Source organism: Thermosulfurimonas sp. F29 (assembly GCF_019688735.1).
Taxonomy (GTDB): Bacteria; Desulfobacterota; Thermodesulfobacteria; order Thermodesulfobacteriales; family Thermodesulfobacteriaceae; genus Thermosulfurimonas_A.
Window position 1 is genome coordinate 523,278 of sequence record NZ_JAIFYA010000002.1, and the last position, 20,532, is coordinate 543,809.

Genomic DNA, 20,532 nt, shown 5'->3' on the forward strand with positions numbered 1-20,532 from the left:
CAGGGTTTTTCCCAAAATGCACGAATCGCCCAAAAGGTGGGGGGGGATGCCAGTTTTCTGTCTCGAGAAACTGGCACCCCCCCCAGGGTTTTTCCCAAAATGCACGAATCGCCCAAAAGGTGGGGGGGGATGCCAGTTTTCTGTCTCGAGAAACTGGCACCCCCCCCAGGGTTTTTCCCAAAATGCACGAATCGCCCAAAAGGTGGGGGGGGGATGCCAGTTTTCTGTCTCGAGAAACTGGCACCCCCCCTAGGGTTTTTCCCAAAATGCACGAATCGCCCAAAAGGTGGGGGGGGATGCCAGTTTTCTGTCTCGAGAAACTGGCACCCCCCCCAGGGTTTTTCCCAAAATGCACGAATCGCCCAAAAGGTGGGGGGGGATGCCAGTTTTCTGTCTCGAGAAACTGGCACCCCCCCTAGGGTTTTTCCCAAAATGCACGAATCGCCCAAAAGGTGGGGGGGGATGCCAGTTTTCTGTCTCGAGAAACTGGCACCCCCCCTAGGGTTTTCTTCAAATCGACCAAAAGGTGGGGGGGGATGCCAGTTTTCTATCTCGAGAAACTGGCACCCCCCCTAGGGTTTTCTTCAAATCGACCAAAAGGTGGGGGGGGATGCCAGTTTTCTATCTCGAGAAACTGGCACCCCCCCTAGGGTTTTCTTCAAATCGACCAAAAGGTGGGGGGGGATGCCAGTTTTCTATCTCGAGAAACTGGCACCCCCCCTAGGGTTTTCTTCAAATCGACCAAAAGGTGGGGGGGGATGCCAGTTTTCTATCTCGAGAAACTGGCACCCCCCCTAGGGTTTTCTTCAAATCGACCAAAAGGTGGGGGGGGATGCCAGTTTTCTGTCTCGAGAAACTGGCACCCCCCCTAGGGTTTTCTTCAAATCGACCAAAAGGTGGGGGGGGATGCCAGTTTTTGCGCCTTCCCCAAAGAATCCCTCAATTTTTAGGGTGATGGGAGAAAGGCAATTGTTGTCCCAAAGCTTCCAGAAGAACCGAAAAACCATCGCAAGTCGAAGCCATCTCTTTTCGCAACTCCTCAAATTTTTCTCGACGCTTCCTACGTATCCCTTGGAAAACTTCCGCGAACCTTTCCTTCCAACGACGAAAAATCTCCGCTTTTCGCGTGGACAAATTTTCCAGCTCCTGAACAGTTTGTCTAAGATCCGCTTGCACACTCTTTTTTTCTTGTCGCAGTTCTCTCAAGGCCTGCTGAATGCGCTTTTTTTCTTCCTGTAAGGTCCGCAACTTCTCAGCCAGCTGTTCCTGCCGCCTCTCTAGCTCCCGCTTCTGGTTCTCTACCTTCTCCTTCTGTAGCTTCAACCGAGCAAGCCGCATCTGGAGGTCGCGAATGCGTTCCCGTACCTGCTTGTACTCCCAATACCCTTCCAGCACATCCGAATCCTCAAATACCTCCTTCAAATCCGTGATAATCGTGATCCGGTGCAAAGGTTCCTGCTCATTGGAAGACCTCCACAGCCGTTCTAGTTCCTCCGCATCCCGCGCACTAAACCCCAGGTACCGCCATACCAACCTCAAACGCCGGTAAACCTTCTGTTTCCTGTCGCCTACAACCATTTCCGCCTTCTTGAACGCCAGATTCGTTAAACGTCTCAACACGTGCTCCTTTACCCAATCCTGCATAACCCTCCCTCCTTTCGATTGTTCTCTCCTACCAATCAAAGTAACTAATTCGCACCCTGCGCCTCGGCGGGGCGATCAGCGAAAAATACGCTTGACAGCGTGACGGCGTCCCACCTCTTCAACCTGCTGCCACACGATCCAGAGTCCCCAGGGATTTTCCAGGGATCGGTCGCCCATGTGCATCTTGTAAATCACTCGCAGGGTCAGGGTTTTGCGTCCCTTGGCGGAAACGTCGGTTCGATCCACCGTAACGCGCGCCCAGACGAATCCGTTTTTGAAGGCCACATCAACGGGTTGCACGAACCGTATCAGAGTTTGCGCTCGACGCTGCCGGAGCGACTGCACGAATCTTCCGGCCACCATCCCCTCCGCCAACGCCTTGAGGTACGACGGCTCGTAGTAAAACCTCAACCGCCGTATGATGACGCGCTTCCAAACTTCGGGGTTGTCCGCCAGAAATTCTCCGTAGTTCCACTCGAACAGTTTGCGGGTCACTTCTTTCGCAAAGGCCTGAACTTCGATGGTGAGCACGCGTTTGCGCTGGCTCCATAAGGCCGGGTAAGGACGTCCGTCCGGCGAGTAGGCGAGAGGCACGGGAGGCCTGCGCGCCAATACGTTCAATCCGTAAAGCGTGAGACATAGGGCCACCAGAGATAGTGCCGTTCCGAGACTTGCAAAAAGAGCTATCCGTCGCCACCACCGGACACTACGCGCCAGTTCATATATTGCGACAATGGGCTCGGCGGATTCGGACTCGGATCTTGTCCGCACGGCTCTACCTCCCGGATCAAGTGATTCTTTTCTCGACGAAAAAGACTCCCTGAAAACGGAGGAGTGCCGTGCGGGATGAGGAACTTCAGGACCTGTTGGAAGCCATTGGCGATTCGACTCCGGTTTCCATTAGTCGCGGCGACAAGAGTGACAAGGCACCTGCCCTAGAATCTTCCGTTGAAGATGTCGTGGGGGGCCTTGAGCGCGATATGGGACAGAAGGCCGCCGATCTCGAAGCGGACGTTGTTTCCGAAACGGAAGCAACGGAAACCCCGGCTGAACTAAGGATGGCAACGCCGGAAGGAGGAATCGATCTGGAGACTTCCGCTAAAACACGGCGCACCGTGCAGTCGGTGCGGTCTGCTACCCGTGTCACGGCTTCCACCGTGAAGTCCGAACTGAAGCGGGAAATCCGCGAACTGCAGGGTGCCGTCAATCAGCTGTTCATGGCCGTGTGTGCTCTTTACGAGATCGTGGAAAATTTCGTCCAGCAGAACCTATCCGTTCAGGACCGACATCCGCAGCCTCAGAGCCAACCGCCGCACACACAGCCGCAAGACGAAAAACCCGACGAACAGTTCCGTTCCCCCGAAACCACTGAAACCGATACGCAGAGGCCTGTTGAACCCGCATCGTCTGTATCCGATACGAAGTCCGCGCCTTCAGCGCCTTCCGAAGCCGGTTCTCATGAGTCCTCAAAGCCCGCAGAACCCCAACCAGAACCTCAACCGCAGGTCCAACCGCAAGCTCGATCCGAATCTAAACCCGACGATATTCCGTCTTCGTTTGTTGACCGCTTGTTGCAAAATCCCAAACTCATGGCGGGCATTTTCGGCGGTGTTTTCGTTCTCGCAGTGATTCTGTTTCTTCTGGTGTTCGCGCTGCGCTAGCCTGTCCGGTCGGGCGTCAGTAGCTCGAACACTTCCACCACCTCTTCGCCCACTTCATCTGGTTCCTCTCGACCGTTCGCTGAGGTCTTTTGCTCCGCCGGTTCGGGCAGCAGGTCGAAAAAGTTCGTCATGCTGCGAATTTCTCGCAGGGTGTGTTGCTCCAGCTCTTTGGGATCGCTGATCAGCTGCAGGGTTTCCCCCCGCTGAAGGCAGCGTTCGAAAAAGTTGATGAACATGCGTCTGCGGTCCTTGTCGAATTTGCCGAGTTTGCGGGCTATGACGTTGGGCGGCACGTTTCGATCCTCTCGCACTCTGGCGAACCATTCGACCAGTTTTTTCTCGTCGGTGTCGGTTTCGGGAGGGGGCAGTTTCATGCGGCGGACGAGATCCTGGAAGGAAAGTTTCCGGTATTTTCGGATGACGGTGTTTTCGGTCAGGGGACGACGGCGCAGGAAATAAACCAGGCACACCGCACCACACTCGACGGTTAGGGCGATGATCAACCGGGAAAGGCTCGGTCCGTACTGCGATAGGGTGCGTTGGAAAAATTCCCAGCTCACGGGATGGTGGAGGGCCGTTTGAAAGGCGCTGAGACCGAGAAGCAGCGCGTATCGGCTGTGCTCGAAGTCGAGAGCCAGAAGCGCTCCGATGGCTCTTATGCATGCGTAAGCCAGGAAGACCGGTGCGCGGAAAACGGGGACGTATGTCCAGAAGACCCAGAGACTGAACCCGGTGGCGCCCAGCAGAACCGAGAGGAAAACAACGTTCGATAGTCCGCCACCGCTGGTATGAGATTCGCGACTCATGGTTCAGCGCGGAGGTGTCGCACGACCAGCCAGTAACGACCGGTTGCGGAAGGCAGAATGGTCAAGCGCCAAGAGGGGTATTCGCGGCGGAGGGCTCGCAGGGCGGCTTCGGCTTCCCGGCGACTGTCGTATACGCCCAGCGGTTCGAGGTGTTCCGGGTTGAGGAGTTTATCGAGATCCCACGGGTTGTCGGCGACGAGACGGGCGGGACGCACGATACGCACACGGTAGGCGGGGCCGCGGTATTCGCGTCCGTCCGCGGAGAGACGTCCGCGTACACGCTCGACGGCGATCACCGGGGGAACCACCATGCCACGGTGAGCGGCCCTTTCGAATTCTCGCCATGCTTGGTACGCTTGCATGTTTTCCCGAAGGATTCTCAGGACTTCCCGACGGGCTTCACGGTAGCCTTCCTTCCAGCCTTGGAGGTAGCCTTCACGCCGGGCTTCGCGCAGACGGACCGTCATGGCCTGCTGAACCGCTTCCTGCGGTGATTCCACCGGTTGACGGAAACCGCATCCCGACGCCAGCACACCCGCCATGAACATCACGCCCAGCATTCGCAGGACAGCCATGCGTCGTCCCTCCGTAAAATCGGTTCTTTTTCGGAAATTCGAAGTTTCGGGGAAAGGAAAAAGAACGTGCGTTTGATTGCGTGGGTAATCGCGATTGGATGGTGGCTGGGCATGATGGTTCAGGTGGCATTCGCGGCGGGCTCCGACAGGACGAACGGTACGGTTCCGGTGAACTTCGACCTGATCTATCAGCGGAGTGTGGAAAGTTCTCGACTTGCGGAAACCCGTTCGCCGGGGAAGACAAAGGGGGGTTCTCTGCTCGAAGGGTTGGAAGGGTACCGTGAGGTTTCCGCCGAGGGGGAAGGGGATCGGCGTGCTGAGCTTCGGCGGAGGGTGCTGTCCACGCCGCCGGAGCGTTTGCGGGAATTGAAACGGCGCGTGGTTGAACACCGACGTGCTTTCGAGGAGCCTCTGGTCAATCGTCCCGGCGAGGAACGCACGGTGATTGTGGCCCGGCGGTTTCGTTCGTGTGCGGACTGGAGGACGCCGTTCACCGTCAATGTAGCGGTAGGGCGCCTGACGGTGCTTGAATTCGGCTGGCCGCTGCGCGCCGGGAAAAACAAACAAACCTATGCCCTAAGCGACGCCGAGGCTTTTCAGGTGGTCGCACTTGACGAGCGACACCTGGCGGTGCTCCCCCGTCTTCCCTTTCGGGTGGCTGACATGGTGGTGTTCGTGAAGCGGAAGGGTCCCGGCGGGGAGACGGAATGTCCCCTGTTGCTGTTTCTGCGGGAGACCACGGGCGCACAGGACCGGTTCGACGGTCTGGTGCGTTTCGAGCTTCCGACGCTTGACGAGAAGAAGCGGCTGGCGGATGAGGACCTGCTGCGTTTGTGGGAGACCTATGAATCGAAGCATGGCATCTCAGCGACGGATCTGCTGGGACCCTCCTGGTCGTGCAAGGTGAAATCCGATGTCTCCGGCGATGCGTTCGAGTGCCGCTTTACAACCGATCAAACGGCGTACCTCTTCTTGAGGGGCAGGTGGGACTGTCCGGAGGGATGTCCGCGTCAGGTGTGGTTTCCCACGGAGGGTTTCACTGTCGTTCGGAAGGGAGCCGATGAGGAACCGTTGGTTTGCGAGCATCGTGAGTCCCGCTGGGCGCCTCGAAAGTGTTTTCGGTGGAGGTGAGCCGTGAGGAAAATGATCGTTTTGCTGGTCGCAGCGGTCGTCACGTGGGGATGCGCGGGGCCCATGCAAACTCCTCCCGATCTGGTCCCCGCAGGCGAAGTCCGAAGCGAAGCGAAAAACCGTGTCGGGATAGCCGCACCGCGGTCCGAAAACGCTTCCTCCCTTTCCGGAGAAAACGCGGACCGTTCCGGGGAGCTTGCGGGAGGCCTGAAGGCATACCTTGATGCGGCGGAACGGGCCGCTGAGGGCCGCGCGGCGGTTGAGCATTCCTTGGGGCCGTCGGCGTCCGCGGCGGTTTCGGAGGGAAGCGCTGTCTTCCTGTTGCGGGTGCACGAATTTCACCGCAGCGACACCCTGCGAGATCTTTTTGCGCGCAACCGGCTGTTCGCGGTGTTCGATCCGCCCTCACTCGGCGACCGCAAGCTGAGCGGAGACGTTTTCCTCACGGATAGCGAAGACCTGGTGGACTTCCTTGAGGAGGTGGAAAGACTCTTCGTGGAGAGGATCGGCCCCCGCAGTTTCATCGTGCGTCGGTGTGCGGAGCGTGTGTATCGTTTGCCGACAAGGACGGTTTCCGGGGATTCCCGGCGTTTTCTCCTTCAGGTTCTCGCTCTCACGGACGACGAAAGTGCTTGGGTGCGTTGGGTTCCCGACCGAAGGCTTCTTTTCGTATATGACGACCGGCAGGGACACGAACGCATTGAGAAGTTTTTGAAAGCTCTTACGGAGGAGACGAAATGAGGGCGAAGCGGATGATTTACGGAGTTATTAATGCTTTATTGCTGGCGCCTTTTGCGGTGTCGGACGCATGGGCGGCGGACCAACAAACGGGCCAAGTAAGTTCAGGCACGATTCCCCAAATGGTGAAGCGGGCGGCGGGGTTAGCGCTTTGGGCGTTGATGTTTGCTCTTCTGATCGGTGGATTGTTTCTGGTGGTGACGGGGTTCTACAAGGTGGCCAGCGCCGATGAGGACCCCCGTGAGAAGAAAGCCGGGAAGCACCGCATCATTTGGGGCATCGGCATGGGGCTCGCCGCAATCATCTTCATGGGGATGATTCTCTACCTGTCGAACAGCGCCAAGGTGTCGGTTTCGAACTTCGGCCCCGGCGGGATGCTTCAGGGTGCAGGCAATTCTCCCGAAAACCTCTTCCAGTAAGGCGGACAAGAGCCGGTTGTGGATGCCACGGATCTGGTCACGATAGTCAAGCGGGCGGCGGGTTTGACGCTTTGGGTCTCGGTGTTTTTCGCCGAGATCATGGGGCTGGTGAGCTTCATCAACGGCATACGCACCAAAGCCTCCGACGATCACCCCGAAGCTCAGAAACGGGGCACGCGCATGATGGTCTGGGGTGTGATCCTGGCGCTGGCGCCTATTCTTTTCGTCGGACTGGTGCTGTACCTCACTCAGGGCACACGCATTTCCACGCCCTGGAGCAATCCCTTGAGCAACCTGTGGTAATATGACCGAACGAACCCGCAACCGCTCCGAATCCAATGAAGAACCCGAACTTAACGAAGACCGGTGGTGTCGCCTGGTCAACGCGCCCTCCGTGTTTCCCATTCCCATTGTTCCGCTCATCTGGTCCGTGAAGACGCCCGCCGAGGACCTGCTGGTGCTTGCCGCCGGAGGGGTGTTTTTCTGCCCGATAGCGCTGGTGGTGGAAATCTTCAAAGGGTTCAGCGGTGCCCTGGTCGTGCTGGGGGGTTATCTTCTGGTGTTTCTCGTGGCGGCCTGGTTGCTTGCGGCGGAGTTCGCGCGGTTTCCTAGGCGACGTGTGGCCTGGGAGCTCCTGCGGGACCTCCTCTACGGAGAAAAATTCCTTTCCGGCGGGGAACGCAAACCGATTACCGATCCGAGCGAACGGTTTCCTTGGTTGGCTAAAACGGCGGAGACGGTTCCTTCGGAAACGGAACCGGCGTGATGAGGTTGCTGCGCTCGCGGCGCTGTGTTCGTTCGGCGGATGGAGCTGTGACGTTTGCCGTGCGTTGCAGGTGCCGCAGGGCCCCAGCGCGCAGGATGGCCGTCACGCTTGCGGGGCGTCCCAGGCCGAGATGCACGTTCATCCTCCGTTCGTCTTCCCCCGAACGGACCGGACCGATCCTCTTCGTGAGGTGCAATGTGCGCAGGTGCATGTAGTCCCGCAGGGCTAACTCCAGCGAGCGTCCTAACAGGTTCAGCCAGAGACGCCCCAGAATCACGGCCTTCCGGTGGGGACTGGTCGTTTCCAGAAGGGCCGCTTTCTGCTCCAGAAGCTCCCGGCTCGTGACGAACAGAGTGTGCAGGTCGTGCACGCTTCCGGTCTCCCACAGTCGCCGCAGAAGGGACCGTCGGACCGGAGACCGCATCCGCGAAAGTTTCCCGTGCACTTGAATTTGCATCCGCGGCGAAGGTTCTCCGTGCAGTTGAACCTGCAGGATTCTGCGCACCTCGTCCGCCAGACCCGGAAAGACGTATTCCAGGTCGATCCGGGCCTCAACGGGAGACGGAGAACCGCGGGGATGGGGTTCGTTCGGGTTTTTCCGTTCGGGTAGCTCTGCTGATTTCGGTTCCTGCGGCACGAGCCACCTCCTTAACGAACTCAAGGGGTCCCTTCACCTTTATTGTAACCAGACAGCGCGCCAGGGCGTCAAGTTCCTCATCGGTGAGTTCGCCGAGGATTTCCCGCGCTTCGGGGATCTCGCTTAGCGCCTGCGCCGCCGTTCGGACCGCTTCCTCCAGAGCCATCACGAAAACCAGAGCCCGCTCGATCGGTTCCACCTCTCCCCTTCCTTTCTTTTTCGGTTTTCTCGAAATGTTCAGGAAAAGAACGCTGGCCGGACTGTTTCCGCTTTTTTGGCCGGAGGATTCTGGGTGGTGTCTTTCCGACGGGGGATACGCCTCGCCGCTGGTCGAGTTTCGGGGACCGCCCCTAGAAAGCCTGGGGGAGAATGATCTTTCGGTTCCCGTGGAGCGGTTCGCTTCTCTCCTGCGGGGACGCACGGGAGAGTTCTGCGTGTCCTGGCTGCTGGCGTCGTTTCCCTTCCCGGATGCGGAGACGGTGCGGGGATGGCGGAACACGATGCGGACCGAACCGCCGGACCCGACGCGGTTCACCATGCACCGACGCGTGTTTCTCCAAGTGTCGGCCCCTTTCGATCCGGGACGGTTCGGCGACGACCGGTCCCGCATGTTGGCGGAACGGCGCGCCCTGCGGACCTCGATCTCGGCGCTGCTGGATGAGATCCGCCGCCTGGGTGCGGAGACCCGTCCCCTTTCTCATGAAGAAACCCTGAGCGCGGTCGCTTTGCTGCTGCATCCCTACCGCTGGCGCGATGTCTTCTGGCGAGGCGAGCTCCCCCCGCGGTTCGACCCCGTGAGGCGTCTTCCCGTTCTGTCCGACACGGTGTTTCTGGGGGAAGGGCGGTTCTTCTACGATGGGTACTGTTTTTCGTGCTGGTGGCTGGCCAATTTTCGCCGGTTCGATGCGGAGGACTTCTGGCAGGCCTGGGTGGAGGCCTCGGACCTGCGGGAGGAGGAGGGGTGTGCGAGTCTGTACCTTGTGCACTTCACGCCGCCTCACGGAGGGGCCTTTGAGGAAAAGCTCAAGACGGAGGCGTCCCTGGCGCGGGCGACGGCTTTCGGGAGGGCTCGGGAGGACAACCTGCTCAAAAGCCGCGCCATCGAAGCCTTCCTGCGGGCGGGAGCCGAAAGGGGCGAAACCGTGGTGCAGACCGCGGGTTACTGCGTGGTGTGCGCACCGGACGTCCAGCTCCTCCGACGGGCGGAAACCCGAATCAGAAGCGCCTTCAGCGCTGCGGGTGTGGATCTTTACTGCGATGTGGGGTATGCGGTCGAGGCCCGGTTCGTCTGGCCCTTCGGCGCGGGTTATCGTATTCCCGAATCCCGACGCCTGTACCTGCTCGCCGGGCAGTCCGCACGGATAACGCCGGGGCTTTTCGGTTCCTTTGTCGGGGACCGCGAAAACCCGGTGATACTGGGACGCAACCGTCAGGGTGAACCCTGCGGGTTCAATCCCGTTTCGTCCCGTGCGGCCAAGTGGTGCGGGTTCATCGTAGCGCCTTCGGGAAGCGGTAAGACCTTTCTGGCTCAAAACCTGATCGCCGGACTTTGGCGTTCGGTTCACGAGCCCTTCATCGGGGTAGTGGACTTCGCCCGGTACCCTTCGTATCAGGCCCTGATCGAGACCCTAGGCGGAGACTGCCGTGTCGTTTCCTTGGACGAGGACACCGAGGTGCTCAATCCGCTGGAGTATCCGATTTTTTATCGGGAGCCGCCGGAGGATCTGGTGGCGTTCCTTTCGGAGCGGTTTTTCCCCGCAGCGCTTGAAGGCATGAGCATGACCGAACGCAAGTTACTGGAGAAAGCGATACGTCGGGCTTACCGCATACGTCTTGACCTTCGCGAGCAACCCCGCGCGGTGGACCCCTACGCTTCGCCTGCGCCGGAGTTTTTGAACTTTCACACCTATCTGGAGGCGCGGGACTTCTATGCGGAGACCTGGCGACGGACCCGGAAACCGGAGGCCCTGGCTCTGGCCCGGCTGGCGCACGCCTGGGCCTTGCCTCGCCCGGAGGACCTGCTGGAGGTGCTTCAGTCACCGGGATTCGCCGTGACGGAGGAGGACCGCCGCGACGCGCGGTCCGTGCATCGGCGGTTGACCGCTTTCCTCACCGGGGCACGGGATCGGATCTTCAACCGCGCACCCGCGCAACAGGTCGTCTTCCGATCCGATCCGTTCTACGTGTGGGGGGGACGCCTGTTGGGGTTTCGCGATCTGTGCGCCTTGGTGTTCATGCTGGTATGGCGCAGGATGCTTTACTGGTCCGGGGCTCTGGCCCGCGAGGATCAGGTGGACACCGGTCTCCTGGACGAACGGGAGCAACGGCTTTTCGTGCGGAAGAAGGTGTTCATCGTGGACGAGTTCCACAATTTGAGGGGAGTCCCCGCGGCTTTGGCGGAGCTGGTGGATGTGGCCCGTCAGGGACGCACCATCAACGTGTCCGCCTGGCTAATTTCTCAGAGCCTGAGCGACCTGGACGCCGAGCAGATGAAAATCTTTGCGGAAAACAGCGGATTCAAAGTGTTCCTGCGCCTCACTTCGCCGGAGAACCCTCAAACCGCTCCGGTGAACGAGGCGGCGGAATTTTTGGGGTTGGATGAGCGACGCAGGGAACTGCTGAGGTCCCTGACGCTTACTTCGCGGTACTCCGAGGCGTTCGTGGTGATGGAGGGTTTGGGAGCCGGGGTGTTGAGGTTCGTTCCCTCGGCGGAGGAGCGCTGGATCGGCACCACCCGTCGGGAGGAGACCGTTCTGCGGGATGCCTGCGTACGGATGCTTCTTCAGGAGATGCCTTCGCTTCCGCGGAGGCGGGCTTTCCTGGTGACGGTGCGGGTGCTGGCCGAGTTTTACCCCGAAGGGGCGCCCGGCGAGGTTTCCCCGGAGGCCGTGCGGGAACGGTTTCTGCGCCGGGCGCGGGATTTTCTCAGCGCGACGGAGCACAGCAGCGCTTGACCGCGGCGGTTCTTCCGGTCTTTGCGGTTCGGTTAACGCCGAGTTCCCGGACGGCGCGCCGCAGGACCGGATGTTCGAGTTCTCCCGATCCGGCTCCGATTACCCGCCAGGTGCCGTTTTCGCACGCCACAACGATCCAGCCGTTCGGCTCGGCGGGATGCGCCGCCACCAGCCTGCCCGATTCCTCTTGATGGAGAACCGTCGGAGGTTTTCTTGGGTCCAGAGTCAGGGCTACCGTGTCCTCTTCGTTCTGTTGGGTTAAGGCGAATAGCACACTCAGCGGAATGTCCTCAAGGCGGGTTAAACGCTCGCCGAACCGTTCTCGGAGCCATTCTTCGTCCGGTCGGGGATGGGCCTTCCCCAGGTAAACCCAAGACCGCACGCCCTGCGGGCTCGAAGCGTTGCCGGACAGCACGAGCACGCGGTCCAGGACTTCTCCTTCGGGCACCGCCGTGTACGGATCAAAGACGCCGGGATCGGAAACCCTGAAAACGCCGCGGAACCTGAACATGGCAAGCCCCCTTTCGCTTTTTTCTTTTTTCTTTTCCCGTCTTGACGGAAAAGAAAAAACGAAAACCTATCGATGAACGATCAAGCGAGAAAGAGAGCGTTTTTTCTCTGTGCGGCGTGCGTCCTCATTGTTTTTTGGGCGTGCGTGGGGGGAAATGTCTGGGGAGCGGAGCACTCGACGAGCAATGCCGAGCAGATGGACTACATCGCGCTGGTCGCCGAACCCTTGCGGATTCTCAAGTCCCACCTCGATTACGTGTTCCGCGGTCAAGGGAGCCTGGGATACGGTCAGGGCTACAATGTGGTCGTTCAGGGGTTGGCGGATGCGCTCTTCAAGTACGTGTTCTGGCCTGCTTTTCTGGTGGCCTGGATTGCGGCCATAGCGCGTCACCTGCTGCGGATCTTTCGCGGGGAGGCGGTCTCCGATCTGTCCATGATCGTCAGGTTCTGGGGGACCTTTCTGTTGGCTTTGTTTTTGATGCTTCCGGCGCGCGTGTTCGGGATCGACGTGCAGGATTCGCGGCCCCTTTGCATGTGGCTGGTGCTGAGGGGAGCGGACCTCGGCATGGAGGCCGGAGGCATGGTGCTGGACTATGTAGCGGGGACCCTCGCCGCGGAATCCGAAAGCGAGGCCCAGGGTTCCTCTGGGGCTGAAGCGGGCGCATTGCCGGAATCCGACATGGGAACCTCCGCTTCAACCGAAAACAGCGCAAACTTCACGAGCGCCGCACAAGCGATGCGGGCCGTACAGGAGTTCGCCAGGGCCATGTTTCTCATGCAGACGGAATTGGGCGAAGATCCCACCGCTCCCGACGAACGGGACTGGTTTCTGCTTGCACCGTTTCTCTACTTTCGGCTCCAGAAGCTGGCCAATCAACAGGCAAACGAGGCTGCCCAACAAATCCGGCAAGCAATAGAGAACGATCCCGACCTGCGGCGTCGCATCGAGGAAGCGCATGTTCTCCTGATGGAGAAAACCCGCAAGAGCAAGCTGATAGCCGCCCTCACGGGGGTGCTGTTTCTGCTGATCGGGACTCTGGTTTCCGGAGGGGCCGCTTTGTCCACCCTGCTGGCGCTTTTCGCCTCCGGAAGCCTGGGAGTCGCCGCCGGAACCGCCACCGACCTCCTCAACAAATTCCTGCTCACGGTCCAGTACGCCGTAGCCAACCTCTTCTTCGTGGGAGGTGCGATGGTGGCGTTCTACGTGGCCGCGGGATACTTCCTGATACGGGCCGTGATGCTGGGACTGCTCGCTCCGATTCTGGCTTTCGTCTATCCCTTCGGGGAATGGGGACGACACAAGCTGCGGCACTTCGGCATTTCCACGCTGGCTCTGTTCGGCACCCCGGTGCTGCTGGCGGTGTTCGTGTTCGCGGTGCTGGTGCTCAAGGTGCTGGTGGTGGATGTCCTCTCGCGTCTCATCGTCATCGTGGTTCAGCTGGTCTTTGCGAACTCGGCCCTTTATGTGTTCGTTTCCATGGTGGCCGCGGTAACCGCACCGGTGCTCTTCGTGCGTCCGGTAGCACGAATCATGCTCAGCGCGAACTCCTACCTGCAACAGCTTCTTGAATACGGATTCCGTCACGTGGAGGAGGAGGCTCACCAGGAACTCATCGGCATCTGAACGCGACTGAAACGCCTGATCTGGAAGCTGTAGGTTTCGAAGTCGTCCCGTTCGGGGTTGTATCGGTGGTAGTCGCCCTTGGGGACGTGTTTTTGCCAGCAGCGGCGCAGGATCTCAGGAGGGACACCGTGGGCGTAGATTTGCGGCGGTTCGTCGTCCCAGCGCACCAGGAAGGCGCATCCCGGCAGCTGCCTCACGATGCGACGCAACTCCTCGCGGAATTCGCTCCAAGTCTCGCACCGCGCTAGGCGCCTCCTCACGGCCTGGATCACCGGGGACAGCTTGCGTTCAAGGGCGAGGTTGCCGTGCTGAAGCATGCGGTCGGGGTCCTTAACGTGCACCACGATCCATTCGAGAAGGACCGCGCGAGGGGTTCGGGCCGGTTGCGTTTCGGTCCGCGTGGTCCCCTTCGGTTCCCTTTGAGGGGAAGAGGGTGCCTGCGGTTGCGGATGGGTCTCAAGCCACAGTTCGTAAAACCGCTGCTGGTCCTCCGGGGAGAGGGCTTCCAGCTCGTCGAGAACCTCCTCATAATCGCCTTCGTAGAGTATTTCCTCCGCTTCGACCGAAAGTCCCGTTTCGGGGTCATAGCGACAGACCGCTTTCGGGGCGGATTCTTCCAGGCGCTTCAGTAAACGCTTCAGGTGTTCCATTCGACGTCTCCAACCGGAAGGTTCTTTTCGCCGGAAAAGAAGTGGTACGGATTCGGGTGGATGCGTCTTTGTCGGAGCCTTTTGTGGTGCGTGACGGGGAGGGGATCGTGCTGTGGACGCCGCCGGAGACCGATGGTGGGAGGCTTCTTCACGAATGCTTGCATGTCCGGCTGATGGAGGAGGGAAGAATTCCGCCGCCGGAGGAGGAAGAGGTCGTGCGGGATCTTGAGGCGAGGATCGAGGGGGAGATCGAGCGGAAGATCAGGCGCCGGTTGCCAGGCGTTCGGGGAGACGACGCGCCTCTTCGATGATGCGGAGGGCGGTTCGGGTGGGTTTCACCAGGTCGGCGGGGTTCACGGTGAGGCGGTCCGCAAGCCGGGTCCGTTCCTGTTCCAGGATTTGGCGGATGCGGGCATCCACGCGGGAGGTGCCCGCGGCGTTGCGCGCGAACACCTGGCGTGCGGTCGGAGCCCGAAGCTCGAAAAGCCGCGCCAGATAAAGCGTTCTGTTCTCCAAGAGACGGAGCACCTCCCGAAAAACTTCAGGGGAACCCAACGGAACCCGTCCCGTGTAGTTTCGCCGGAACCACTCCCACAGGTCACGCACGAGGGTGTCGCTTTTTTCGGAGGTTGCGGTTTCGGTCTTTTCGAGTTCTCCGGTTGCGGTTCGGTTCGCGGTTGACGGGGCCTCGGACGCGGAGGGTTCGGTGTTGTCCTCTCGGTTTTCCGGGAGGGGGAGGACTTTCACGGGCTTGAGTAGGCCGAGGCTTTTGACTTTGCGGCCTTCCATGAAGGGCACCCGGAAGGGCACGAGGCGGTCCTCGTATATGAGGTAGGCCTGACCGGGACCGAGGGCGGTAAGGTCCAGGATACGCAGGCGATCCCGTTCTTGGACGGACCAGGATTCAGGGACCTCGTCGCGCGCAAGACCCAGAAATCCTTGTTCCCGTCGGACCGAACCGGGAACGAGCTTCCATTCCTTGCCGCTTCGTTCGATGGCTATCTCGGCGGTCTTCTTGTCCTCGATCTTCATGAAGATTTTGATGTTGGTGTTGGCCACCAGGGCTTCGCCTTCGGCCTGATCCCGCATGAGACGGCCCAGTTCCTGGGCGGAGATGCCCACGGCGTAGTTCAGGGACCGCGCCTGGGCCAGCACGGTGGAAAACCCCTTCACGGCGTACGAACCGTATTCGTCGAGGATGCATACATGCGGCAGAAGGGGGCGCACCCGCCGCACCTGACGTTCGATCTCCTTGGCCTCGCCCACCACGGTTTTTCCCAGAAGCTCGTTGAGGGCGATCTTGATCACGGCGAGGATCATCTTGCCCATCTGCTGGAGAGTGGCTTCCGATTTCCCCAGCGAGGGAAGGAGCACGTAGAGGATGCGGGAGTTTTTGATCACGTCCAGCATGTCTATGTCGGGGTTTCGCGTGGCGGTTATGGCGCCGTAGGTTCCTCCGAGGAGGTCGAGGGCGGCGTCCCACTGCTGAGCGGCGAACCCGTGCTGCTTCACCACCTGTTCCGTTTCAAGGCTCACGTCTGCGTCGTCCATCTCCTGCGAATCCGCGCCTCCCGCCTGTTTCTTCATCTGGTCGAGCAGTTTTTCCCAGGGTCCCAGCTGATCCAGATACGAAATGAGGCGCTGACCCACGGGAACACCGAATTCGTCTTTCTCCGGGATGATGTTGTTGCGGACCATGTCCGCGAACCGGAGGACGTTTCTCAGGCTGAGGGCTTCCTTGACGTCCCAGAAGGTGAAGGGGCGGTAGAGGGGTTTGTAACGGCCCCGGTCGTCGTGGTCGCGGAGCCAGACCAGGATGGTGAGCACGCTTCTCATGAGGACGAGTCCGCGCTGTTGCCAGTATTGACCGTCGCCGGAGACCTCCGGCAGGAAGTTGGCGCATATTTCCGTGAGGGCGTCGGCGTCTCCGCGCAGAAGGGGATTGAAGGTGTTGGACTGCCGGGGGTCCAAGAAGTTGAGCACCAGAAAGTCGTCCCGGCGGTCGCATTCCTCCACCAGCTGGCAGAAGACCTCGAAGGTGTCCTTGGTGTCGGATTTTCCGTCCACGAAGGTGGCACCGCCGCCCACGTGCATGACGGAGTAGAGCAGTTTGCGTATGAGGGTGGTTTTTCCCGCTCCGGTGGTACCCAGTATGAGAAAGTGGCGGGTGAGCTTGTCGAAGGGGATGATGAGATCCCATCCCTCGGCGGTTCGTCCCAGGTGCACGAAGGGAACCAGTCCCAAGGGGTAGCGGGGGTCGTTCTTCTTGCGTTCGACGGTGAAGAGGGGACGGGGTTCCCGTTTGCGGGCGTAGGAGGCGTATCCCAGGAGTCCCGCGAAGGGAAGCAGGCCGAGCTCAGGGGTGCGGAGGGCTATCCCGGCGAGGGCGGGAATGAGGGCGGCCAGCGGGAGCAACAGTTCGGCGGTACGGCGCCGTGCGCGCCATTCTTCCGGACGGGTCGTCCCCAAATGCGTGCGCTCCGGTTTGAGACCCATGCCGCCACTACACAAAAGAACCCGGTTCTTTTGTGTTTTCAGTTCCGGATGCGGAGGGTTGCGGGATGCGGCAACGGGAACTGTTTCTTCTGCTGGCGGCGTTGATTTTTCTGTTCAAGGCGACCGGCTGGATGACGGCACGGTGGATAAAGGGGGAACAGCTCGCCGTGCGGCAGCTCGAACGACGACAAGCCGCGCTTCGAAAGGACGTGCGGCGACTGCGGGATCTGGCCGAAAGTCTCCGTTTCAGGCACGAAAAAACCGTTTTCCGTCGGATCGGTTTCGCGGAGGCCGCGCAGAGGCTTCCGGCAGGCCTCATGCTTTTCAGGGAAGCGAAGGGATCCAGGCGGTGGATGCTGCGGACGCCTCTGAGGTCTCCGGCGGACCTGGAGGCGGCGCTTGCGCTTCTTCACGAAAGACTGGGACCCGGAATCTTCGCGTTCGAAAGGTTCGTGCTTCCCTCCCCGGACGAGCCCGGCGGGAAAACGACAGGGGAAGGGGGTTACGCGGATTTCGCCGTGTTTTTCGAGACGAGAAAATGTCCCTTCCCCGTGCGGGTCGAGGCCTCGGATGAGGAGTTTCTGCGGTGGCAAGTCGGTCCCAATCCCTTCTGCCCGGACGAAAAGGGGGTCCGCTGATGTTTTTCGATTACAAGAACCGTTCCACCGTGAAGTCCGAGTACGAGGACGCCCTGGTGATTTGCAACCATGTGGTTTGTGTGTCCCTGCGGCCCTGGCGTTTTGCGGGGCTGGAGCACCGGGCGGTCAACGTGCTGTCGCTTTTCGCCGGGGAAACGGAGGAGGAGCTGATTCGGACGTGCGCCGAGGGGTGGTGGCGGCGTGTGCGCATCGCGGAAGCCATCGGGGAACCCCTGAACTCCGTGCTGCGGGCTGCCGGAGCCGAAGACAAAGCGGTGTGGACTCTGACGGACATCACACCCTCGGAAACGTTTCGGCGATTCGGCGCGGCCAGCAAAATCGTGATCCATTTTTCGTTCCCCGCGGCGGCGAAGGGTGTGCCTGTGGATGCCGTGGTGACGGCATCGCTGTGGGCGAGGCTTGCGGGCGACTGGTGGTTGGTGGAATCGACGCCGGTTCCGTTGGAGTTCTGGCGAGCGCGGTTGCGTCTCGATCAGAAAGCCGCAGCGAAACTGATCGAAGAGTTTTGCGCCGGACGGGTTCTCCGTGAGGGGGATGTGGTGGTGCGTGCTCTGGAGTGGCTTGCGCCGTATCTGGACAAGAACGATGCCCTGGCCGAGGCGTTTCCCGAATTTGACGAGTACCGGGAGGCCTGGAAGCAGTTTCAGGAGGAGCTTGTTCGTCGCAGGGAAGCGGATCCGGGTCGTTATCTGGAGGTTTGTCTGTTGGGGGATCGTCGTCTTGAGTGGCCGGTGCGGGAGGCGGAGTGGCGGGTTTACGAGGAGGTTCGTCGGGAGCGAGCGAAGCAGTCGGTGTTGCGCTTTGCGGCGGCGGGGTTGGCGGTTTACGCGGTGTTGACCGCGGCGACGACGACGCAGCGGCTCTGGACTCTCTACCGGTTGCACGAGCGACGCGCGGCACTTGAACGGGAAACGAACGAACTGGCCCGGCTCAAGGAGGATCTGGCCCGGCGGCTGGGAGATGTGAGCCTCGCGGAGACGTATCTACGGGAGACGGCGCGGGAGCGGTTTTTGCGGATGCTGGTGAAGGCGCTTGCGGGCTGTTCGCCGGAGCATCTGGAGGCGCATTGGGAGGGAGATCGCCCGGTTCTTGTCGGGCGGTTTCCCCTCACGGAACCGTGCTGGCGGAGTCTTGAAAGCCTGCGGGCCGTCGTGCCGGGTCTGGTCGTGCGCGTGAAGCCCGATGAAGGAGAGGTGACGGTTTCCTCCTATTCGCTGAGGAGACCAAGAACGGGAAAACCGGGACAGGGAGGCGGCGGTGCGGCGCGAGGTTCCCGGCTCCATTGAGGAGTTTCGCAGGGTTTGCGAGGAACACCTTCAGGCTCTGGCGCAGGGTGCACGGTTCGAGTTCGTTCGGTCCGTGGACCGAACCGACGACGATCTGCGTGATCTCCTGCTTCACCTGATACGGGTATGCGATTCGGCGCACTACTGGTTTTCCAGACAGCGGACGGTGAGCGATCTGGTTTTCGTGGCTTACGACCGGCGGGAGATCGAACCGTATACGGATCTGCTGGCGGCGTTTCTGGCGCATTTGGTCGGGGCACGTTTCACGAACGACCTGCAGACGCTTCTCCGAACCGTGTCGGAAGGGAACAAACAGGTTTCCCGCGATGCTCTGGACCGGGCCATGGACGCTTACGTGTTTTCAACGGAGGGGGGTTGGACGGTGACCCCCAACCCCTTTGCGGCGCTTCTCACGGGGGCACGTTCCTCGCGGATGATCGTGACGCCTCCCGGCCTTTACGTGCGGTTTCTGCAGCACCTGGCCGGGGAAAGCGGCGATGAGGAACCGTTCCGCGTGTACACGATGCTCATCCCCCGTGTGTTCTGGGAGGATGTGCTGCGGGAGGCGTACCTGCGGAACGCGTCGGATGTGCATGTGGAGTTTCATCCCCGGCGGCGCACCATACGGGTGTTCCTGCGTGTGGACGGGGTGTTGCGGCTTGTCAGGGAGATTCCCGACACAGGGGTGCGCCACGATCGGCTGGTGAACTACCTTCAGGTGCTGGCCAAGGCCAATCCGGGGGACTACACGGGGGTTCAGGACTACCGGATCGCCTGGCGCGTCGGGCCGCAGAGTGTGTTCGACGTGCGGGTGTCGCTGCTTCCCACGCAGACGGAGGAAGGCCGTCGGGCGCAGGTCTGTCTGAGGCTCACGCACGCGCGGGGGTCCGGCGGCAAACGTCGGTTCGTCCTGGAGGACTTGGGGTTCTTTCCCGCCACGGCGCGCAAGCTGCACCGGTTTCTCCTACGGAAGCACGGTCTGATTCTGGTGTGCGGTCCCACGGGATCGGGGAAGAACACCACCGTGTACGCCCTCTTGGAACACCTTTTCCGGGAACCGATCAAGATCATCACCATCGAGGATCCGGTGGAACACGTTCTGGAGGCGGAGAGGGCCAGTCTGGTTCAGATTACCGTCAACCCGGAGGCGGAGGTGACCTTTGCGAACGCTTTGCGGGGGGTTTTGCGGCACGATCCCGATGTGATTTTCGTGGGCGAGGTGCGCGACGAAGAGACGGCGCGGGAGGTGCTGCGGGCCGCGGTGACGGGTCACCTGGTGATCACCACGGTGCATGCCACTTCGGTGCTCGAAGCCCCCATGCGGTTCACGCACACGCTGGGGCAGCCCGCGGACCTGGTGGCTTCGGTGCTTCGGGTGGTGCTGAACCAGAGGTTGGTGCGGAGGGTGTGTCCCCGGTGCGCCCTGCGGGTTCCGCTGAATGAGCTGGCCGATCGCATCCCGGCCCTCATCGCCAGGTACGGCGAAAAGATCTACATAGGCCGGACCCTTTACTGGACGCACGAGATGTGGCGGGATTTTCTGGAGGACCTGAGGCGGTCCTTTCGGGTTTTGCCTGCGAAGATGATCAGGGTTCCCATGGGGGTGCTTTTTGCGGAGAACGGTGCACCGACTCCGTGTCCGGACTGCCGCGGGGAGGGGTTCCGCGGTCGCACGGTGCTGTGGGATCTGTTGTCCACGGGGGCACTTTTCCGGCGCATGGTGGCGAGCGGTGCCTACGACTTTTCCCGCATGGACGAGCTTTTCAAAGATGCCGGTGCGGAGGGCGTGTCGGGGGAGACCATGAGCCAGGTGGGATGGCGTCTCGTGCTGGAGGGAGTCGTTTCGCCCTGCGAGGTGGAGCGGCATGCGCGGCTGAGGGTGGACGCGCTTCCGCCGGACTTCTTCGGCGCAAAGCAGTCCGGTTCGGTGAACGACGAAACGTGGTGGGACGCCCCTATGCTCGATGTTTGAGGTG

21 protein-coding genes are annotated in these 20,532 nt (G+C 60.7%); 12 read left to right on the top strand and 9 right to left on the bottom strand.

Annotated features, from left to right (window positions below; all coding sequences use genetic code 11):
* Positions 1-939 precede the first annotated feature (939 nt).
* Positions 940-1,644, bottom strand: coding sequence for a hypothetical protein (locus tag K3767_RS07260; protein WP_221172902.1), 705 nt, complete (start codon positions 1,642-1,644; stop codon positions 940-942).
* A 75-nt stretch (positions 1,645-1,719) separates the two neighbouring features.
* Positions 1,720-2,415 (bottom strand): hypothetical protein, encoded by a 696-nt coding sequence (locus tag K3767_RS07265; protein WP_221172903.1) that lies wholly within the window; start codon positions 2,413-2,415, stop codon positions 1,720-1,722.
* 68 nt (positions 2,416-2,483) lie between these two features.
* On the opposite strand from K3767_RS07265, the gene K3767_RS07270 reads away from it, so the two are divergent.
* On the top strand, positions 2,484-3,305 hold the full coding sequence (locus K3767_RS07270) for a hypothetical protein (protein WP_221172904.1): 822 nt from the start codon (positions 2,484-2,486) through the stop codon (positions 3,303-3,305).
* Here K3767_RS07270 and K3767_RS07275 read toward each other — a convergent pair.
* The gene (locus K3767_RS07275; RefSeq protein WP_221172905.1) at positions 3,302-4,111 is read right to left on the bottom strand and encodes a hypothetical protein; all 810 of its coding nucleotides are present in this window, start codon (positions 4,109-4,111) and stop codon (positions 3,302-3,304) included. The genes K3767_RS07270 and K3767_RS07275 overlap by 4 nt on opposite strands.
* Positions 4,108-4,686, bottom strand: coding sequence for a hypothetical protein (locus K3767_RS07280; protein WP_221172906.1), 579 nt, complete (start codon positions 4,684-4,686; stop codon positions 4,108-4,110). Before K3767_RS07280 ends, K3767_RS07275 begins: the two co-directional genes overlap by 4 nt.
* Before the next feature lie 111 nt (positions 4,687-4,797).
* On the opposite strand from K3767_RS07280, the gene K3767_RS07285 reads away from it, so the two are divergent.
* From K3767_RS07285 to K3767_RS07305, 5 genes are all read left to right on the top strand, one after another.
* Positions 4,798-5,817 (top strand): hypothetical protein, encoded by a 1,020-nt coding sequence (locus tag K3767_RS07285; RefSeq protein WP_221172907.1) that lies wholly within the window; start codon positions 4,798-4,800, stop codon positions 5,815-5,817.
* Between the two features lie 3 nt (positions 5,818-5,820).
* Complete coding sequence (locus K3767_RS07290) at positions 5,821-6,558, top strand: hypothetical protein (protein ID WP_221172908.1); 738 nt, start codon at positions 5,821-5,823, stop codon at positions 6,556-6,558.
* Positions 6,555-6,974, top strand: coding sequence for a hypothetical protein (locus tag K3767_RS07295; RefSeq protein WP_221172909.1), 420 nt, complete (start codon positions 6,555-6,557; stop codon positions 6,972-6,974). The genes K3767_RS07290 and K3767_RS07295 overlap by 4 nt, the downstream gene beginning before the upstream one ends.
* Before the next feature lie 63 nt (positions 6,975-7,037).
* Complete coding sequence (locus K3767_RS07300) at positions 7,038-7,277, top strand: hypothetical protein (protein ID WP_221172910.1); 240 nt, start codon at positions 7,038-7,040, stop codon at positions 7,275-7,277.
* Between the two features lies 1 nt (position 7,278).
* Positions 7,279-7,740 carry a hypothetical protein gene (locus K3767_RS07305; protein ID WP_221172911.1) on the top strand — a complete coding sequence of 154 codons (462 nt, stop codon included), beginning with the start codon at positions 7,279-7,281 and terminating at the stop codon, positions 7,738-7,740.
* Here K3767_RS07305 and K3767_RS07310 read toward each other — a convergent pair.
* Both K3767_RS07310 and K3767_RS07315 read right to left on the bottom strand, forming a co-directional pair.
* Positions 7,697-8,377 carry a hypothetical protein gene (locus tag K3767_RS07310; RefSeq protein WP_221172912.1) on the bottom strand — a complete coding sequence of 227 codons (681 nt, stop codon included), beginning with the start codon at positions 8,375-8,377 and terminating at the stop codon, positions 7,697-7,699. The two genes, K3767_RS07305 and K3767_RS07310, sit on opposite strands and share 44 nt — an antisense overlap.
* Positions 8,292-8,576, bottom strand: coding sequence for a hypothetical protein (locus K3767_RS07315; RefSeq protein ID WP_221172913.1), 285 nt, complete (start codon positions 8,574-8,576; stop codon positions 8,292-8,294). Before K3767_RS07315 ends, K3767_RS07310 begins: the two co-directional genes overlap by 86 nt.
* 34 nt (positions 8,577-8,610) lie before the next feature.
* On the opposite strand from K3767_RS07315, the gene K3767_RS07320 reads away from it, so the two are divergent.
* Positions 8,611-11,331 (top strand): hypothetical protein, encoded by a 2,721-nt coding sequence (locus K3767_RS07320; protein WP_221172914.1) that lies wholly within the window; start codon positions 8,611-8,613, stop codon positions 11,329-11,331.
* Here K3767_RS07320 and K3767_RS07325 read toward each other — a convergent pair.
* Entirely contained in the window at positions 11,303-11,842 is a 540-nt protein-coding gene (locus K3767_RS07325; protein WP_221172915.1) for a hypothetical protein, read from the bottom strand. The two genes, K3767_RS07320 and K3767_RS07325, sit on opposite strands and share 29 nt — an antisense overlap.
* A 72-nt stretch (positions 11,843-11,914) precedes the next feature.
* Here K3767_RS07325 and K3767_RS07330 point away from each other — a divergent pair, with 72 nt between their 5' ends.
* On the top strand, positions 11,915-13,465 hold the full coding sequence (locus K3767_RS07330) for a hypothetical protein (RefSeq protein WP_221172916.1): 1,551 nt from the start codon (positions 11,915-11,917) through the stop codon (positions 13,463-13,465).
* On the opposite strand, the gene K3767_RS07335 is transcribed toward K3767_RS07330, so the two are convergent.
* Positions 13,441-14,115 carry a hypothetical protein gene (locus K3767_RS07335; RefSeq protein WP_221172917.1) on the bottom strand — a complete coding sequence of 225 codons (675 nt, stop codon included), beginning with the start codon at positions 14,113-14,115 and terminating at the stop codon, positions 13,441-13,443. The two genes, K3767_RS07330 and K3767_RS07335, sit on opposite strands and share 25 nt — an antisense overlap.
* Before the next feature lie 68 nt (positions 14,116-14,183).
* Here K3767_RS07335 and K3767_RS07340 point away from each other — a divergent pair, with 68 nt between their 5' ends.
* Entirely contained in the window at positions 14,184-14,426 is a 243-nt protein-coding gene (locus K3767_RS07340; protein ID WP_221172918.1) for a hypothetical protein, read from the top strand.
* Here K3767_RS07340 and K3767_RS07345 read toward each other — a convergent pair.
* Entirely contained in the window at positions 14,377-16,611 is a 2,235-nt protein-coding gene (locus K3767_RS07345) for a type IV secretory system conjugative DNA transfer family protein (RefSeq protein WP_221172919.1), read from the bottom strand. The two genes, K3767_RS07340 and K3767_RS07345, sit on opposite strands and share 50 nt — an antisense overlap.
* A 65-nt stretch (positions 16,612-16,676) precedes the next feature.
* Between K3767_RS07345 and K3767_RS07350 the strand changes: the two genes are divergently transcribed.
* From K3767_RS07350 to K3767_RS07360, 3 genes are read left to right on the top strand one after another with little or no spacing between them, the layout of a single operon-like run.
* On the top strand, positions 16,677-17,249 hold the full coding sequence (locus tag K3767_RS07350) for a hypothetical protein (RefSeq protein ID WP_255592335.1): 573 nt from the start codon (positions 16,677-16,679) through the stop codon (positions 17,247-17,249).
* Positions 17,249-18,556 carry a hypothetical protein gene (locus tag K3767_RS07355; RefSeq protein WP_221172921.1) on the top strand — a complete coding sequence of 436 codons (1,308 nt, stop codon included), beginning with the start codon at positions 17,249-17,251 and terminating at the stop codon, positions 18,554-18,556. Before K3767_RS07350 ends, K3767_RS07355 begins: the two co-directional genes overlap by 1 nt.
* On the top strand, positions 18,528-20,528 hold the full coding sequence (locus K3767_RS07360) for a GspE/PulE family protein (protein WP_221172922.1): 2,001 nt from the start codon (positions 18,528-18,530) through the stop codon (positions 20,526-20,528). The genes K3767_RS07355 and K3767_RS07360 overlap by 29 nt, the downstream gene beginning before the upstream one ends.
* Positions 20,529-20,532 lie beyond the last annotated feature (4 nt).

What these genes read in the sequence shown, in the direction of transcription:
- K3767_RS07305 (WP_221172911.1), top strand. Translation starts at nt 7,279, where the DNA reads ATGACCGAACGAACCCGCAACCGCTCCGAATCCAATGAAGAACCCGAA.
- K3767_RS07280 (WP_221172906.1), bottom strand. Translation starts at nt 4,686, where the DNA reads ATGGCTGTCCTGCGAATGCTGGGCGTGATGTTCATGGCGGGTGTGCTG.
- K3767_RS07335 (WP_221172917.1), bottom strand. Translation starts at nt 14,115, where the DNA reads ATGGAACACCTGAAGCGTTTACTGAAGCGCCTGGAAGAATCCGCCCCG.
- K3767_RS07295 (WP_221172909.1), top strand. Translation starts at nt 6,555, where the DNA reads ATGAGGGCGAAGCGGATGATTTACGGAGTTATTAATGCTTTATTGCTG.
- K3767_RS07275 (WP_221172905.1), bottom strand. Translation starts at nt 4,111, where the DNA reads ATGAGTCGCGAATCTCATACCAGCGGTGGCGGACTATCGAACGTTGTT.
- K3767_RS07320 (WP_221172914.1), top strand. Translation starts at nt 8,611, where the DNA reads ATGTTCAGGAAAAGAACGCTGGCCGGACTGTTTCCGCTTTTTTGGCCG.
- K3767_RS07355 (WP_221172921.1), top strand. Translation starts at nt 17,249, where the DNA reads ATGTTTTTCGATTACAAGAACCGTTCCACCGTGAAGTCCGAGTACGAG.
- K3767_RS07325 (WP_221172915.1), bottom strand. Translation starts at nt 11,842, where the DNA reads ATGTTCAGGTTCCGCGGCGTTTTCAGGGTTTCCGATCCCGGCGTCTTT.
- K3767_RS07260 (WP_221172902.1), bottom strand. Translation starts at nt 1,644, where the DNA reads ATGCAGGATTGGGTAAAGGAGCACGTGTTGAGACGTTTAACGAATCTG.
- K3767_RS07345 (WP_221172919.1), bottom strand. Translation starts at nt 16,611, where the DNA reads ATGGGTCTCAAACCGGAGCGCACGCATTTGGGGACGACCCGTCCGGAA.
- K3767_RS07285 (WP_221172907.1), top strand. Translation starts at nt 4,798, where the DNA reads ATGATGGTTCAGGTGGCATTCGCGGCGGGCTCCGACAGGACGAACGGT.
- K3767_RS07330 (WP_221172916.1), top strand. Translation starts at nt 11,915, where the DNA reads ATGAACGATCAAGCGAGAAAGAGAGCGTTTTTTCTCTGTGCGGCGTGC.
- K3767_RS07350 (WP_255592335.1), top strand. Translation starts at nt 16,677, where the DNA reads ATGCGGCAACGGGAACTGTTTCTTCTGCTGGCGGCGTTGATTTTTCTG.